Genomic DNA, 16,248 nt, shown 5'->3' with positions numbered 1-16,248 from the left:
TTACTCCTCCAGTGCTTCGCTTGCGGCTGCTTCAAAAGCTTTCCAGCCTAACAGTGCGCATTTGACTCGCGCAGGAAATTTAGACACTCCAGCAAAAGCAATGCCATCGCCGATGACAGCGACATCGCCTTGCTTCTGACCTTTAGAAGTCACCATTTCTTCAAAAGCGCCGAGTTTTTCCATCGCTACTTTCAGCGGTTGGCCAATTACCTCTTCAGTCATAACCGATGTTGAAGCTTGGCTGATCGAACAACCTTCTGCTTCGTACGACACGTCTTCTACCACGGTGCCGTCCTCTGAGAGCTGTACTCGCAGAGTAAGTTCATCTCCGCAGGAAGGATTTACGTGGTGGACTTCAGCCTGATAAGGCTCGCGAAGCCCGGCATGCTCGGGGTTTTTGTAGTGGTCAAGAATGACCTCTTGGTACATCGCTTCTAAATCGCTCATTATTTCACTCCAAAGAATTTCTTTGCTTCAACAATAGCTGCAACAAGCTCGTCAATTTCTTCGAGTGTGTTGTACAAGTAGAAACTTGCACGGGCGCTCGATTGCATTTCCATGCAACGGTGAAGCGGCCAAGCACAATGATGGCCCACTCGGACGGACACGCCGTGCCCATCGAGAACCTGCCCCAAGTCGTGGGGGTGAATGCCGTCAACGGTAAAGGACACTGCTCCACCACGATGAGTCGCGGTTGTCGGACCGAGGATGGTCAGCCCTGAAATCCCCTGCAATTTATCTAAAGCGTACGCAGTGAGCTTCTGCTCGTGAGCGTGGATAGCGTGCATGCCTACCTCGCTGAGGAAATCCACAGCTGCACCGAGTCCAACTACTTGGCTGGTCATCTGTGTTCCTGCTTCAAAACGCTGCGGCGGTGGCGCATACGTAGAACTGTCCATCTTGACGATCTCAATCATTGAACCGCCCGTGAGAAATGGAGGCAGGGCTTCCAAACGCTTTTTCTTCCCGTAAACGGCGCCGACACCGCTTGGCCCAAGCATCTTGTGCCCCGAGAACGCAGAGAAATCTACGTCCAGTTCGTGGAAATTGACAGGCATATGTGGCACGGACTGGCATGCGTCCAAGACTGTCATAGCTCCGACAGCTTTCGCACGGCGGACTATTTCCGGGACGTCAGAGATTGCGCCCGTTACGTTGGACTGGTGGGTAAACGCGACCACTTTGACGGTGTCATCGAGCTCAAGCGAATCAAGATCGATGCGCCCGTCGTCGGTTAAGCTGTACCACTTCAGCGTTGCACCTGTGCGTCGGCAAAGCTCCTGCCAAGGAACCAGATTGGCGTGGTGTTCCAGTTCAGTTACGACAACAGTGTCACCAGCCTTGACCTGCATCTCTCCGGCGCGATCGTCGCCCAATACGTACGCGATGAGGTTCAGCGCTTCAGTTGCGTTCTTGGTGAACGCGATTTCTTCGTCATCGGCGCCCACGAACCGCGCAATGTTAGCTCGCGCAGATTCGTAAGCATCCGTTGCTTCTTCGGCAAGTTGGTATGCGCCGCGGTGTACTGGCGCATTAGTGTGCAGAACAAAGTGCTCCTCAGCACGCCAGACTTTTTCTGGGCGTTGCGAAGTTGCACCGGAGTCCAAGTACACCAAGGGCCGGTCGCCACGCACGGTCCGAGAAAAAATCGGGAACTCCGCGCGGATGGCGTCGGTATTAAGTGTTCCGTCGGCGTTGAGGTAGCTACTCATTAGATGAACTGCTCGTACCCTTCTGCATCCAGCTGCTCTGCAAGGCTTGCGTCACCAGACTTGACGATCTGGCCGTGAGCAAATACGTGCACGAAGTCTGGCTTCACATACTCCAGGATGCGCTTGTAGTGGGTAATCATGACGATGCCACCATTGGTCTCTGCCTGGTAGGAGTTGATGCCCTCCGACACGACGCGCAGGGCGTCGACGTCTAGACCGGAGTCGGTCTCGTCCATGATGGCGAACTTTGGCTTCAGCAGATCGAGCTGGAGAACTTCGTGGCGCTTCTTTTCGCCGCCGGAGAACCCTTCGTTCACGGAGCGCTCAATAAACGCCTTATCAATCTTGAGGTGCTCACGTGCTTCACCAAGCTCCTTGACCCAGTCACGAAGCTTCGGTGCCTCACCGCGGACAGCAGTCACGGCAGAGCGCAAGAAGTTCGACATGGACACACCTGGAACCTCGGTTGGGTACTGCATTGCCAGGAACAGACCAGCCTGCGCACGCTCATCTACTTCGAGGTCCAGGATGTTCTCGCCGTCGAGAAGCACCTCACCTTCGGTGATTTCGTAACGTGGGTGACCAGCCAGGGCGTATGCGAGGGTGGACTTGCCGGAGCCATTTGGTCCCATGATTGCGTGGGTTTCACCAGAGTTGATGGTCAGGTTCACGCCCTTGAGGATTGGCTTTGGCTCAGCGCCTTCCTCGGATGGAAGGACCTGCGCGTGAAGATTCTTGATTTCCAGAGTTGACATAGTTATTTCACTTTCGTCGAGATTGGCGGGTTTTAGACAACGACGGATTCGAGCTCAGCTCCAACGCGTGCTTCGAATTCGTTTCGGATTTCTTCCACAGGAATCTGATTAATGACCTCAGTAAAGAAACCGTGAATGATCAAACGACGAGCTTCTGCCTCAGGAATACCGCGGCTCATGAGGTAGAAAACGTGCATGTCATCGAAACGGCCAACGGTAGCAGCGTGACCAGCGCCCGGGATTTCGCCGGTTTCAATTTCCAGATTCGGAATAGAATCTGCGCGAGCGCCTTCGCTGAGTACCAAGTTACGGTTTGCTTCGTAGGTCTGGGTATTGCGCGCGGTATTGCGGATCAGAACGTCACCAACCCAGCAGGTACGGGCCTCAGTCTTGGTCTCAGGGTTTCCCTGCAGAGCGCCCTTGTACAGAACGTTGGACTTGCAGTTAGGCGCGGAGTGATCAACGAGAAGGCGGTTTTCAAAGTACTGACCGTCATCAGCGAAGTACACACCGAGCATCTCGACGTTGCCGCCTGGTGCCTCGTAACGAACGCGAGGAACGATACGCACAATCTGGCCACCGAAGGTCGCGACGGTGTGATGCAAATGAGCGTCTCGACCGATAACTGCCTGGTGGTTGGACAGGTGCACGGTGTCATTGTTCCAGTCAGCGTCGGTAACAACGTTGAGCTTCGCACCATCACGAACGATGAAGTGAATGTTGTCAGCGTAGGTGGCTGAACCGGTGTAATTGATCACGACGGTAGCCTCTGCGTGCGCCTCAAGTTCAATGACCACTGCACCGAAAGCGGTGGACTCTGCGCCCTGGCCTTCAATGTGAACGGAGATGACGCCTTCGACAACCGAGTCTTGTGCGACGTTGACGTACGTGACATCCTTCATGGAAGTCCAAGCCTGGGCCGCTACACGGTCAGCTGGAGCACCTGCGTAGGTTGCACGCTCATCATCTTTGGAGATGACGTCTACCGAAACAGTGTCTCCTGCGTTCTCTGGCACGTCAACGGTAATCGAGCTGTCAACCTGCTCCGGGAAGTTGCCGTTGTGCAGACCTCGAATATTACGCAGTGCGATGAAACGCCAAATCTCGTCGCGACCTTGAGGAACGTCAAAATCGTCTACGTTGAAAGATGTGAAGACGTCACCCTTGGTGTTGTGCGGAGTGCCGTTTTTAACCATTTCGGACATTAGCCCACAGATCCTTCCATTTGCAGCTCAATGAGGCGGTTCAGCTCGAGTGCGTATTCCATCGGCAGTTCCTTCGCAATGGGCTCCACGAAGCCACGAACGATCATGCCCATTGCTTCTTCCTCACTCATGCCACGGCTCATCAGATAGAACAGCTGGTCTTCGGAAACCTGGGACACTGTTGCCTCGTGACCCAAGGTGACGTGATCGTTGCGGATGTCGTTGTATGGATACGTATCCGTACGCGAAATGTTGTCGACGAGCAGCGCGTCGCACTCGACGTTAGCTGTTGAGTGATGCGCGTTTGCGTGAATCTCGATCAGACCACGGTAAGCCGAGCGTCCACCGTTTCGCGAAACCGACTTGGAGACAACGTTCGACGAAGTGTAAGGCGCCATGTGCACCAGCTTTGCACCAGTGTCTTGGAACTGGCCTTCGCCAGAGAACTGAGCGGAGAGGACTTCACCCTTAGCGTGCGGTCCGGTCATCCAGACTGCTGGGTACTTCATGTTGGTCTTAGAACCGATGTTGCCATCGATCCATTCCATGGTTGCGCCCTCTTCAGCGCGTGCGCGCTGGGTAACCAGGTTGTAGACGTTGGTAGACCAGTTCTGAATCGTTGTGTAACGGCAGCGTGCACCCTTTTTCACGATGATTTCAACGACCGCTGCGTGCAGGGAGTCGGACTTGTAAATAGGGGCCGTGCAGCCCTCGACGTAGTGTACGTACGCGTCCTCATCCACGACGATAAGCGTGCGTTCGAACTGGCCCATGTTTTCCGTATTGATGCGGAAGTAGGCCTGCAGAGGAATCTCTACGTGAACGCCCTTAGGGACGTAGATGAAGGAGCCGCCGGACCATACGGCCGCGTTCAGCGCGGAGAACTTATTGTCACCAGCTGGAACTACGGTGCCGAAGTACTCGCGGAACAGCTCAGGGTATTCACGGACTGCAGTATCGGTGTCGACAAAGATAACACCTTGCTCTTCCAGATCTTCACGAATCTGGTGATAGACCACCTCAGACTCATACTGAGCTGCGACACCTGCGACCAAACGCTGCTTTTCAGCCTCAGGGATACCCAACTTATCGTAGGTATTTTTAATATCTTCTGGGAGGTCATCCCACGAGGTTGCCTGCTGCTCGGTAGAACGAACGAAGTACTTAATCTTGTCGAACTCAATGCCTGACAAGTCAGGACCCCATGTTGGGATGGGCTTCTTTTCGAAGATGCGGTAGGCCTTCAGACGCTGCTCCAGCATCCATTCTGGTTCATTCTTGAGACGCGAAATCTCGCGGACGACATCTTCATCGAGGCCACGCTTAGCTTTCTCGCCGGCTTCGTCTGAGTCGTGCCAACCGTAGTTGTAAGCACCGGTCATCTCATCGATAATCTCGTCATCGCTGCGCGATGCGGATTCGATGCCAGGGTTCTGGGTTGCCTGGGTCATGAACCGCTCCTTTCCTAAAACTGTTAAAACTTTGGGTTAATTGGAATGTTTGTCGTACATACACCATGGCCATCTGCGATGGAAGCCAACGGTTGTACATGTAGTCCGGTTAGCTCTGCAATGACTTCATGTTCGGCCTCGCACAGTTCAGGGAATTCCTCTACCAAATGAGATACCGGGCAGTGGTGTTGGCAGATTTGAACGCCACCTGGCGCTTTTTTGACCGTGGCAGCATAACCGTGCTCGTCAAATGCGTGAGCAAGTTCTTCTGCTGTTTCGGCAACCGATTCAGCAGTGTCATCTGCGTGCCCTACCCCATGGATTATGTTCTCCATCCTGTTTCGGGCGAGCTCCAAGACGGCTTCACGGCCTCCAGATTCCTTCAAAGCGGCCAATGCCAGCATTGCCACGCTGTCGTACGCGTGGCCGAAGTGCTCCCTGCCAGAATCCGTCAGTGTGAATACTTTTGCCGGACGCCCGCGCGACCGCATACCGCGCCGTGGTTTAGGCACCTGTGTCTGCGCCAGACCTTCATCAATCAGAATGTCCAAATGTCGACGAACTCCAGCAGCAGATAAGCCCAACTTGTCGCCTAAATCACCGGCGGTAATTGGGCCATCTGTAAGGAGCGCACGCATGATATTGCGGCGTGTGTCGCCATCCACTGAACTGGTCGATCGCGATTCAACCTTCTTACTCATCGTGTCACCTCCTCTTGCTCAAAGCGTCTACTATTAGACAACACTAGTGTTACCTAAATTGTTTCAGCAATGCCAAGCAAAGGTGCCCTAACTTGCCTGGACCTCGGCCTTTGCCGGGTTTTATTCGCAAAATCTGCAAAACGGAAAGAGAAGGCGTCGTTTTTCCTATTAAATTTTAGGGAGCTCAGCTACCCTCCCCGTCCTGTTCCTGTTCCACACCGATCACACCGCGTCGCGAAAGCACACCCTACCCGGCTAAGCTAGTGAAACCGTGAAGCAAAAGTTCAGCCAGCGCTCTGTCCTTTGGCGCGCCCTAACTCGCGACCTGCCTCGCCTGGGCGCGCCAGGTTCTCGGTCGGCGGAGCTTCACTCTGATTCCGCCCTGGTTACTGCGGTATCCGGTAGTGACTTGGCATCGCGGAGAACGTATCAGGGTATTAGTCCGGTAGCGCTAGTGCACGTGGCGTTTTTTCGCTGGCTTGGGGTATTGGGGTCTTTGATAATCGGCTTAGCAGCGTTAGGCGCTGGAGCTTTGCCCGTGGTGCACAGCCCTTATGCAGATTTTCCTGGCGGTTCACTGCTTGCTCAGATGCTTCCAGCCGCCACCGTCGTTTGCTTTGTTGGTGTCGTCATGTTGGTTGTGGCGTGGCTCGGCCTATCTCCTTTCGCAGGTATTCGCCTTATCGATGGGTCCCCGCGACGTCACGGCTTGGTTAGTGAAGGGATGCTTTGGCGCACTTTTGCTGCTTGGGTTTTCCCGTTACTTTTCACTGCCCCACTGTTTACCCAGGACGTCTACAGCTATTTAGCCCAGGGGTCTATCACGAATCAAGGCATGGACCCGTATTCAGCCGGCCCTATCGATCTCTTGGGTGTTGAACATGACTTAGCTCGTTCCGTCCCATTTATCTGGGCGCATTCACCGTCACCATACGGGCCGGTAGCCTTAGGGTTTGCATCGCTAGTCAGTTCTCTGACCAATGACTCAATTGTTTTAGGCGTACTCTTTCATCGGTTGCTGGCCGTAGTGGGATTCGTGGCTATGGGATGGGCGTTGTCCCACCTTGCGCGTAGGTGCGGAGTGCCTCCAGCCTCAGCATTGTGGTTGGGAATGCTGAACCCGTTGGTACTTCTCCACTTGGTCGGTGGTATCCACAACGAAGCCTTAATGTTGGGCTTCATGATGGTGGGGCTCGAGTTTGGCTTCCGCGGCAATGAACGTCTGCGCGATCTGCAGCGCATTGATCTTAGGACAATCGGCTGGTGGGTCAGCGCCGTGGCGCTACAGACCTGTGGTGGTCTGGTAAAAGTGAGCGCTTTCTTGTCCCTTGCTTTCTTCGCGATGGCCTTAGCGCGGGATCTGCGTGCTGTAGGTAGGAATCACTTCAGAGCTATGGGTATTTCCTTCAGCCTCCACGTCCTCATCGTTCTCGCGACGGTAGCTACGGTCACCCTTCTTACTGGTATTGGGCTGGGCTGGATTACCGGGCAAGGTGGGGCTGCCCAGATCCGCAGCTGGATGTCTTTGACCACAGATATCGGCGTAATTTCCGGTTGGATAGGGATGGTCTTGGGTCTGGGCGATCACACTGACGCCATGCTGTCGTTGACTCGTACGGTAGGAATCGTGATAGCTGGAGCCTGGACGGCTCGCATGCTCTACGCCACGTATGTAGGGAATGTCTACGCTATGGGTGGTTTGGGTGTTTCCATGTTTGTGGTGGTCATTTTATTCCCGGTCGTGCACCCTTGGTACATTTTGTGGGCTGTAGTCCCTCTAGCTGCGTGGGCGAACCGGCGCTTCTTCCACGTGGCGGTAGCCGCGTATTCGTCGATAGTTTCTTTAATCGTGCTGCCCCGTGGCTTATCTCTACCTCCCGGCACGGTGTCTGGGATTTATGCGGCCACCACTGTTATTGCGGTGTTAATTCTTGGCCTCGGTTGGTGGCTGCTGCGCCGCCGCGGACTCTTTCGCCTACACTGATACCTTGTGTCTGAAACTTTTGGTGGAATGTCGCGTGAATTAAACGATACTGAGATAGCCGTATCGCTGAGCGACGTTGTCAAAGAATTTGGCAATAAGCGCGTGGTAGACGGTCTTACCCTCCAGGTGCGGCGGGGTGAGATTTTTGCGCTACTTGGCCCTAATGGCGCTGGTAAGACCACCATGATTGATATGTGCGAAGGCTTCCAGAAGCCGACCATGGGAACAATTTCCGTCCTCAGTTTCGATCCAGCCAAGAACCCTGATGCTGTCCGGGCACGCGTGGGGATCATGCTCCAAGAGGGCGGTTCCTATTCCAGCATCAAGGTCCAGGAATTGCTCGAGCTCAATGCGAGCTACAGCGTGGAGCCACTTTCCGTAGACTGGCTGATTTCCATCTTGGGCTTGGAAGGCGTCAGAGATAACACTTATCGACGTCTTTCCGGCGGTCAGAAACAGCGTGTCAGCCTAGCTTTGGCCTTAATTGGACGCCCAGAGCTCGTTTTCCTTGACGAGCCGACAGCGGGGATGGACGCGCAGTCCCGTTTGGCGGTTTGGGAACTCATTAAGGCTTTGCGCCGCGATGGGGTCACAGTAGTTATCACCACCCATCTCATGGATGAGGCGGAGGCTTTAGCTGACTACGTTGCGATCGTTGACCATGGTCGCCTCATTGCATCGGGTACCCCAGAACGCCTTACAGGCGGCGGTACGGATTCCTTGCGCTTCCAAACCGCCAGCGAACTGGATGTAGCGCGAGTGAACGAATACTGCTCAGCATTAGGCATCGAAGTAACGACTATTCGGCCATTGCATTATGCGGTGGACGGCGAACCACGGCCTGAAGTTATTGCCGCCGTTGCAACAGGTTGTGCAGAACAGGACGTTCTAATACGGACACTGGACGTCGCTCACTCTACGCTCGAAGAGGTTTTCCTAGCTCTTACGGGAAGGGAATTAAGGAGTTAATCATGGTCGACGCAACGAATGAACGCTTCTCCCCCGGTGTCTTTTCTCCGGCACCGCAACGCTCATCGGTATCGACCATGATGTGGGCACAGGGAAAAATTGAGACAAAACTGTTTTTAAGGCATGGCGAACAGCAGTTGCTGAGCCTTATCATTCCACTCGGTCTGCTCGTAGGAATCGCTAAGATCCCTTTCTTGGGCGTTGAAGATCCGCTAACACATGGCTTCCCCATGATGCTAGCAATCGCGGTAACCTCATCTGGCTTTACCGGGCAAGCGATTGCACTGGCATTTGACCGGCGCTACGGCGCACTGAAACGTACGGGTGCTTCTGGTGTGCCGGCGTGGGCGATTATTGCGGGCAAGGTTATCGCTGTAGCCGCGATGGTGATTTTCCAAGTGCTGGTTTTGGGTGCTACCGCATACCTTCTAGGTTGGCGTGCAAGTGGCTCCGGCGTTCTGATGGGCTTGGCCATCCTTCTTCTTGGTGTAGCGTGCTTTACTTCATTGGGCCTGTTGTTTGGCGGTTCGCTGAGTTCAGAAATTGTGCTAGCTGGGGCTAATCTGCTGTGGGTTATCTTGGTGGCGGTTACCGGATGGGTGCTTTACGAGTTTGGGCTTACTGTTTCAACCTGGTTTGACCTCATTCCTTCGGTGGCTTTAGCGTCAGGTTTAGCGCAAGCTTTTGAAGGCATAGTTCCTTGGTCGCAGGCGCTCATCCTGGTCACGTGGACGGTCTTTATCACTGTGGCGTGCACACGATTCTTTAAGTTTGCCGGTTAAAACATCGACCCTTTGCTCTCGCTGGCGGGCGCCGATGCGTACGTCTTTATGATGATACGAACAAGTGGGTTAGACTCGGTCCCTGTGACTACTCCTCAGAACACTGCCGCTCAGGTTCACGACCGCGCTCTTGGTAGCGAAAAAATAGGGTGGATTCCCACAATTAAGACCCAGCGCATACTTGCTTTTATTCTGCTACTTGCGCAGGGTGGCATTACCGTGACCGGTTCAATCGTTCGTGTTACCGGTTCTGGCCTTGGTTGCGACACCTGGCCGCATTGCCATGAAGGTTCATTTATTCCTGTTGCAGGCGCTGCGCCTTGGATTCATCAGGCAATTGAGTTCGGCAACCGGCTCCTGACCTTTGTTCTTGCTGCCATGGCATTGGCTGTGTTCATCGCGATTATCAAAGCTGGTCGTCGCACTGAAATTTTTGTGTACTCACTCATTTCTGGGTTAGGTATCGTTCTACAGGCCGTTTTGGGCGGCATTACGGTGCACCTAGATCTGAAATGGTGGTCGGTTGCTTTGCACTTCCTGCCCTCCATGGCCTTGGTCTGGATTGCCGCGATTCTTTATCAGCGAATCGCACAGCCTGATGATGGTGTCGTCGAGAAGCGATTCCCTACCCCGGTGCGAGCTCTCACTGTCGTGTCAGCTCTAGCAATGACTTTCACCCTCGTTACTGGGACGATGACAACAGGCGCCGGACCGCACGCAGGTGACGCTAATGAAGGCATGGAAGGTCGCCTCGATGTAGACATCGATCTGATGGCGCACATCCACGGATACAGCATGTACGTCTACCTTGGAGCCACTGTCATCATGGTTCTCCTACTTCTGCGCGCAGGCGCCTCGAAGGATGATAGGAAACTCGGGTTCTGGCTCATTGCCATGATTATTGTCCAGGGCATCGTCGGCATCGTACAGTACCGACTCGGCGTCCCGCGGTGGACGATCCCGTTCCATATTGCGATGTCTTCAGTCGTTGTCGCACTCACGGGCTTCTTCTACGGCCGTGGGCGCGTGCTCCGGGGCGGTAAAGCTACTATGACTGGTTCTTTGCTTGGCGACGAAAAGTGGTACGCCAAAGACGCACGGCAGAACACTCCACAAACCGTCTAGTTTCAAAGACAAGCTCGAAAACGCCGGTACTTAATAAGAAGTCCCGGCGTTTTCGTCTACGCTGGACCAGTATGGAGAACATCCAGGTAACCATCGCTGAGACGTGTGAATACGCACACGAGTTTTCGGACGGACTGCTTCCCGAGAATGCTTACGGAGCTGCTGGAATTGTCAACGAGGATCCGTCAGGAGATCTTGCTCCCGGCACCGCTGTGATGTGGTGGGTTTGTGACTCCACGGTCCCGGAACGCACTCGACGCATTGAAGTACAGCGGGAACGGATTGTCGTGATTCCGGCCGGGGTGGAACCGGCCGAGGCCGCAAGGATTTTACTGCCAGCCATGATTTCTTCCGTATTAGTATTTGACGTCCTCCGCATCGGGGCCGATTCGGTATTTCTAGTGGGAAACATCGGTCTGTGCGCCCCGCTCGTGACTTCCCTGGCCCACTCTTCCGGAGCACATATTATTGGTGTCGACGAATCGGAACGCGCCGTCGCCGAATTAGAGGATGCGGGAGCGGCGCAAGTGCGCACTTCACACCAATTCCCCGCTGCGTGGACGATGAAACTCACCGGTAATCAAGGCGTAGATTGCGTAGCGGTCCCGGTAGATCACACCGCGTTTGCCCGCGCGTTGAGCGTCTTACGCCCTCATGGCGTACTCTGCCTTCTGGCCAATGAAGGTCGGCCTAAAGCTCGATTAGCCGCCTCTGCCCTTTTCGACCACGGTTCAGCGCACGTTGTTTGCCCTGACATGATGGGAATTCTTCACCGGGAGGAAATGTATCGCGTGCACGCACAGCATGTTACACAAGCGTTGAGTGCTGGAATTTTGGCTCTCTAAACTACTAACGCCACCTGAATTCTCAGGTGGCGTTAGAGATTACGGCAAGTGTTTAGAAGAACGTGGTATCCCAGCCCAACATTTCACCGATAGTCGTCCAACCCAGGATCGCATCTACAGACAAAGCGACAAAGAGGATTGCTAAGTAATTGTTCGAGAGAATAAACAACTTCAGCGGCTTGACGTTCTTGCCTTTTTTCACCCCGTTGTGCAGCTGGGTAGCCATCACCAAAAAGACGGCCCCTACTACAACCGAGCCGATGAGATAAATCCAGGAAGTTGCCGGAACAATCAACAGAGAGACGATTACGGTTGCCCAGCTGTACCACAGAATTTGGCGGGTAACCTCGACGTCCTTGCGCACAACCGGAAGCATGGGAACGCCTGCACGTTCATAATCTGCGCGGTATTTCATTGCAAGAGCCCAGGTATGCGGTGGCGTCCAAAAGAAGATAATTAGCCACAAAATGATGGCTTGCCACCACTGAGATGGGGCGCCTGCAGGGAGATGATCAGTGATTACGGCCCAGCCGACAGCAACCGGCATACAACCTGCTGCACCACCCCAGACAATGTTCATCGGCGTGCGGCGTTTAAGGAACTTTGTGTACACAAAGATGTAGAACCACACCGTCAATAGGATAAAAAGCCCAGCAAGCAGGGAGTCACACAGCAACCACAGCCAGAGGAAACTAGCCACCATGAGCACCCATGCGAAGATACTCGCATTGCGCGTCGAAACAGTGTGGCGCACCAACGGACGTGCGCGTGTCCTCCCCATCTTGTGGTCGATATCGGAGTCAGCGACCATATTAAACGTATTCGCTGCCGCTGCACCCATCCAGCCACCTACTAAGGTCAGCAGAATCAGGCCGATATTGTTCTCACCGCGATCTGCCTGCAACATTGCTGGGATCGTTGCGACGAGAAGCAATTCGATAACCCTGGGTTTGGTCAGCGCGATATACGCCTTGATCGTATCCAAGGAGTAGCCTCCAACATCTCGTAGATTCAGCCGGAAATACTGCCGGCAATTTTTGTGCGCACTCAAGTAGTCGTGAAAACGTACACCAAGTTCCCAGTATTCCAGAAAGAGGCAGATTGGGGCCGGATGGCGTCGATAAGCACGCACCACATTTAGCGCTCTTGGCTACTGTATATGGTTTCAGTAGCTTCAGATAATTCAGGTTAACCCTATAAGTCCAATATTTTCAGGATAAGAAGGACAGATGGGCTGGGATTCTGCCGAAAGGCTAGAAACTTACTATTGTGGGAGAAGTACATAGTTCGATTACGCTTGTCGCGCTAATCGACGCGAACCACATTTGTTTGACATGATCGTGAGGACGAAATCGTGACCCTAACCCCAGAGCAGAAGGCACGCACTGAACGTCGCTACCCGGAGAACTGGTCAGATCTTGACACCAAGGCAATCGATACCGCACGCGTTCTTGCCGCAGATTCTGTCCAAAACTGTGGATCCGGACATCCCGGCACGGCGATGAGTCTAGCGCCTTTGGCATACACCCTGTACCAACGTGTCATGAACCACGACCCACAGGACACCGCGTGGGCTGGACGCGACCGCTTCGTCCTATCCTGTGGCCACTCTTCCCTAACTCAGTACATTCAGCTTTACTTGGGTGGATTCGGCCTCGAACTTGATGACCTCAAGGCGCTGCGCACCTGGGGATCCCTTACTCCAGGCCACCCAGAATACGGTCATACCGATGGCGTTGAAATCACCACTGGCCCACTGGGACAGGGCTTGGCGACGGCCGTCGGTATGGCAATGGCTGCACGACGCGAACGTGGCTTGTTCGACCCCGAAGCCCCGGCGGGTGAATCCCCGTTCGACCACTTTGTATACGTGATTGCTTCTGATGGTGACCTCCAAGAAGGCGTCACTTCTGAAGCTTCGTCGCTCGCTGGCACGCAGAAGCTAGGTAACCTTATTGTCTTCTGGGATGACAACGAAATCTCCATCGAAGACGATACCGACATCGCTTTCAACGAAGATGTTGTCAAACGGTATGAAGCCTACGGTTGGCACACCCAGGAAGTCGCATCCGCAGAAGATGTTGTGGCCCTGGAAGAGGCAATTGCTGCCGCAAAGGCTGAGACTACTCGCCCGTCCTTTATTCGGGTACGTTCCATCATCGGCTACCCTGCTCCTAACCTCCAGAACACCGGCGCAGCGCACGGCGCAGCTCTAGGTGACGAAGAGGTTGCTGCAGTAAAGGAAATCCTAGGCTTCAACCCTGAGCAAACTTTCGCGGTCGCGGAAGATGTGATCGCACATACCCGAAAGCTGCAGGACCGCGGAGCAGAAGCGCACGCACAGTGGCAAAAGAAGTTCGATGAATGGGCAGAAAAGAACCCAGAAAACGCTGAACTATTCCGCCGCCTGGCCGCACGGGAGCTTCCTGCGGGTTGGGATGAAGAACTTCCCACCTGGAACGCTGGAGATTCGGTTGCAACTCGTAAGGCGTCCTCCGCTGCGCTTCAGGCCTTGGGCAAGACACTCCCAGAACTGTGGGGCGGCTCCGCCGACCTCGCAGGTTCCAACAACACGGTGATTGAAGGCGCGGACTCCTTCGGTCCGGAGAGCATCACCACCGACACCTGGACTGCCCAACCTTACGGCCGTAACCTCCACTTCGGTATCCGCGAACATGCTATGGGAGCGATCCTCAACGGTATGGCTCTCCATGGTGGCACCCGCCCATACGGTGGAACCTTCCTTATTTTCTCCGAATACATGCGCCCAGCACTGCGTCTCGGAGCCCTGATGGGTGTGAGCACCTACCACGTCTGGACTCACGACTCCATCGGTCTTGGTGAAGACGGACCAACACACCAGCCAATCGAACAGCTTGCTGCGCTCCGCGCGATGCCGGGTCTGACACTAGTTCGTCCAGCTGATGCGAATGAAACTGCAGCCGCATGGCGAGCAGTCCTAGCCGACGAAAACGGTGGACCGAAGGGGCTAGCGTTATCCCGTCAGAATCTGCCGGTGCTGGACGGCACTAAAGAGAAAGCTCTTGAGGGCGTTGCTCGTGGCGCATATGTGCTCGTCAAGGAATCCGGCGATACCCCTGACGTCATCCTCATGGGTTCTGGCTCAGAGGTAGAGCTCGCCGTATCCGCGGCCGCAAAGCTGGAAGAAGAAGGCGTCTCCGCTCGCGTTGTTTCGGTGCCATCTTTGGACTGGTTCGAGCAGCAGGATGCCGAATACATCGAAGAAGTGCTTCCGACTGCTGTGAAAGCCCGTGTTTCCGTTGAAGCAGGTATCGCGATGCCGTGGTACCGCTGGCTTGGAGATGGCGGCAAGGCTGTCTCCCTCGAACACTTCGGAGCATCGGCCGATTACAAGACCTTGTACAAGGAGTTTGGAATCACCGCTGATGCTGTATACGAGGCTGCCCGCGAGGTTCTAGATAAGTAGCGCAGTATCCGCCAGTTTGATTTCACATCGAACTGGCGGAATTCCATATAAGAGACACCCAATGAAAGAAGGTAAAGATTTATGACCGCAATCGATGATCTTAAGAAAGCTGGCACCTCAACGTGGCTGGATGACCTTTCCCGCGACCGCCTCAACACAGGTAACTTGGCGGAAGTTATTGAGACCAAGTCTGTCGCAGGTGTCACCACGAACCCCGCTATCTTTGCAGCCGCTATGACCCAAGGTGTGGCTTACGATGCCCAGATTGAGGAACTGAAAGCTGCCGGCGCCTCAGTTGACGATGCCGTATACGAGATGAGCATCCAAGACGTGCAGAACGCATGTGACTTGTTCCTGCCGATTTACGAACAATCGGGTGGCGAAGACGGTCGGGTTTCCATCGAAGTTGATCCTCGTATCTCCGAAGACACCAATGCGACAATTGCCCAGGCAAAGGAACTCTGGTCAAAGGTTGATCGCCCTAACGTGATGATTAAAATCCCGGCTACCCGTGGATCACTGCCTGCAATCTCCGAGGCTCTTGGCGCTGGAATCAGTGTCAACGTCACCCTAATCTTCTCGGTGGATCGTTACCGTGAAGTCATGAAGGCTTTCGAAGACGGCATCACCTTGGCGGAAAAGAACGGCCATGATGTCTCCTCCATCCATTCGGTTGCGTCGTTCTTCGTGTCCCGCGTGGACACTGAAGTAGACAAGCGATTGGAAGAAATTGGCACGGAAGACGCCTTGGCCCTGCGAGGTAAGGCGGGTGTAGCCAACGCACGTCTGGCATATGCAGCTTTCCAAGACTTCTTCGGCCCTCGCGAACTTCCTACAGGAACCAACATCCAACGCCCACTGTGGGCTTCCACTGGGGTTAAGAATCCCGAGTACCCTGCCGACCTATACGTCAAAGAGCTGGCCGGACCGAACACCGTGAACACCATGCCGGAGAGCACCATTGATGCCACCCTCGAGGCAAACCGGATCGATGGCGACACCCTCACTGGCACTGCCGCCGCCTCTGAGGAAATCTTTGCAGACCTTCGCAAGGTAGGTGTGGACTTGGAGGACGTCTTCGCGGTGCTTGAAGTCGAAGGCGTCGAGAAGTTTGTCGCATCGTGGACGGAACTTTTGGAGAAGATTGGCGGACAACTCTCAGCATAATAGCTGATGCGTTTCCCGCCTGAAGTATCGCTCACATTGCAGTGATTGAGGGCACGGCCACACATAAAGAGTTGTGTGTCCGTGCCCTTCTTTGATGAATGAAT

Annotated in this window: 14 protein-coding genes; 7 read left to right on the top strand and 7 right to left on the bottom strand. The window is 54.4% G+C overall.

Annotated features, from left to right (window positions below):
- Genes sufU through ATK06_RS08815 form a run of 6 tightly spaced genes read right to left on the bottom strand, consistent with a single transcriptional unit; the run spans position 1 to position 5,824 of the window.
- Complete coding sequence (gene sufU, locus ATK06_RS08840) at positions 1 to 447, bottom strand: Fe-S cluster assembly sulfur transfer protein SufU (protein WP_048381657.1); 447 nt, start codon at positions 445 to 447, stop codon at positions 1 to 3.
- Positions 447 to 1,712 (bottom strand): cysteine desulfurase, encoded by a 1,266-nt coding sequence (locus ATK06_RS08835; RefSeq protein WP_048381656.1) that lies wholly within the window; start codon positions 1,710 to 1,712, stop codon positions 447 to 449. The genes sufU and ATK06_RS08835 overlap by 1 nt, the downstream gene beginning before the upstream one ends.
- Positions 1,712 to 2,467, bottom strand: a complete 756-nt coding sequence (gene sufC, locus ATK06_RS08830; protein WP_048381654.1) for a Fe-S cluster assembly ATPase SufC — start codon at positions 2,465 to 2,467, stop codon at positions 1,712 to 1,714. Before sufC ends, ATK06_RS08835 begins: the two co-directional genes overlap by 1 nt.
- Positions 2,468 to 2,499: 32 nt before the next feature.
- On the bottom strand, positions 2,500 to 3,672 hold the full coding sequence (gene sufD / locus ATK06_RS08825) for a Fe-S cluster assembly protein SufD (RefSeq protein ID WP_098389207.1): 1,173 nt from the start codon (positions 3,670 to 3,672) through the stop codon (positions 2,500 to 2,502).
- Positions 3,672 to 5,123 carry a Fe-S cluster assembly protein SufB gene (gene sufB / locus ATK06_RS08820; protein WP_048381650.1) on the bottom strand — a complete coding sequence of 484 codons (1,452 nt, stop codon included), beginning with the start codon at positions 5,121 to 5,123 and terminating at the stop codon, positions 3,672 to 3,674. The genes sufD and sufB overlap by 1 nt, the downstream gene beginning before the upstream one ends.
- Positions 5,124 to 5,146: 23 nt before the next feature.
- Entirely contained in the window at positions 5,147 to 5,824 is a 678-nt protein-coding gene (locus ATK06_RS08815) for a helix-turn-helix transcriptional regulator (protein WP_048381648.1), read from the bottom strand.
- Positions 5,825 to 6,095: 271 nt separating this feature from the next.
- Here ATK06_RS08815 and mptB point away from each other — a divergent pair, with 271 nt between their 5' ends.
- The 5 genes from mptB to ATK06_RS08790 all read left to right on the top strand — a co-directional run bounded on the left by mptB (position 6,096) and on the right by ATK06_RS08790 (position 11,529).
- On the top strand, positions 6,096 to 7,808 hold the full coding sequence (gene mptB, locus ATK06_RS08810) for a polyprenol phosphomannose-dependent alpha 1,6 mannosyltransferase MptB (protein WP_098389206.1): 1,713 nt from the start codon (positions 6,096 to 6,098) through the stop codon (positions 7,806 to 7,808).
- Positions 7,809 to 7,835: 27 nt separating this feature from the next.
- A complete protein-coding gene (locus ATK06_RS08805; protein WP_048381646.1) occupies positions 7,836 to 8,777 on the top strand; it encodes an ABC transporter ATP-binding protein in 942 nt (313 codons plus the stop codon).
- 2 nt (positions 8,778 to 8,779) lie between these two features.
- On the top strand, positions 8,780 to 9,559 hold the full coding sequence (locus ATK06_RS08800; RefSeq protein ID WP_048381644.1) for an ABC transporter permease: 780 nt from the start codon (positions 8,780 to 8,782) through the stop codon (positions 9,557 to 9,559).
- Positions 9,560 to 9,643: 84 nt separating this feature from the next.
- Positions 9,644 to 10,684 (top strand): COX15/CtaA family protein, encoded by a 1,041-nt coding sequence (locus tag ATK06_RS08795; protein WP_408608290.1) that lies wholly within the window; start codon positions 9,644 to 9,646, stop codon positions 10,682 to 10,684.
- A gap of 71 nt (positions 10,685 to 10,755) precedes the next feature.
- A complete protein-coding gene (locus ATK06_RS08790) occupies positions 10,756 to 11,529 on the top strand; it encodes a zinc-binding dehydrogenase (RefSeq protein ID WP_048381642.1) in 774 nt (257 codons plus the stop codon).
- A gap of 52 nt (positions 11,530 to 11,581) precedes the next feature.
- Here the strand turns inward: ATK06_RS08790 and ATK06_RS08785 are convergent, their stop codons facing one another.
- Positions 11,582 to 12,514, bottom strand: a complete 933-nt coding sequence (locus tag ATK06_RS08785; protein WP_098389205.1) for a heme o synthase — start codon at positions 12,512 to 12,514, stop codon at positions 11,582 to 11,584.
- 369 nt (positions 12,515 to 12,883) lie between these two features.
- Between ATK06_RS08785 and tkt the strand changes: the two genes are divergently transcribed.
- A complete protein-coding gene (gene tkt, locus ATK06_RS08780; RefSeq protein ID WP_098389204.1) occupies positions 12,884 to 14,977 on the top strand; it encodes a transketolase in 2,094 nt (697 codons plus the stop codon).
- 81 nt (positions 14,978 to 15,058) lie between these two features.
- Positions 15,059 to 16,144: a transaldolase gene (tal, locus tag ATK06_RS08775; RefSeq protein WP_048381640.1), complete on the top strand. Its 1,086-nt coding sequence runs from the start codon at positions 15,059 to 15,061 to the stop codon at positions 16,142 to 16,144.
- Positions 16,145 to 16,248: the final 104 nt, after the last annotated feature.

It is taken from the genome of Corynebacterium renale, from assembly GCF_002563965.1.
In the GTDB taxonomy this organism is placed as follows: Bacteria; Actinomycetota; Actinomycetes; order Mycobacteriales; family Mycobacteriaceae; genus Corynebacterium; species Corynebacterium renale.
This window is presented reverse-complemented; position numbering and strand designations above follow the sequence as displayed.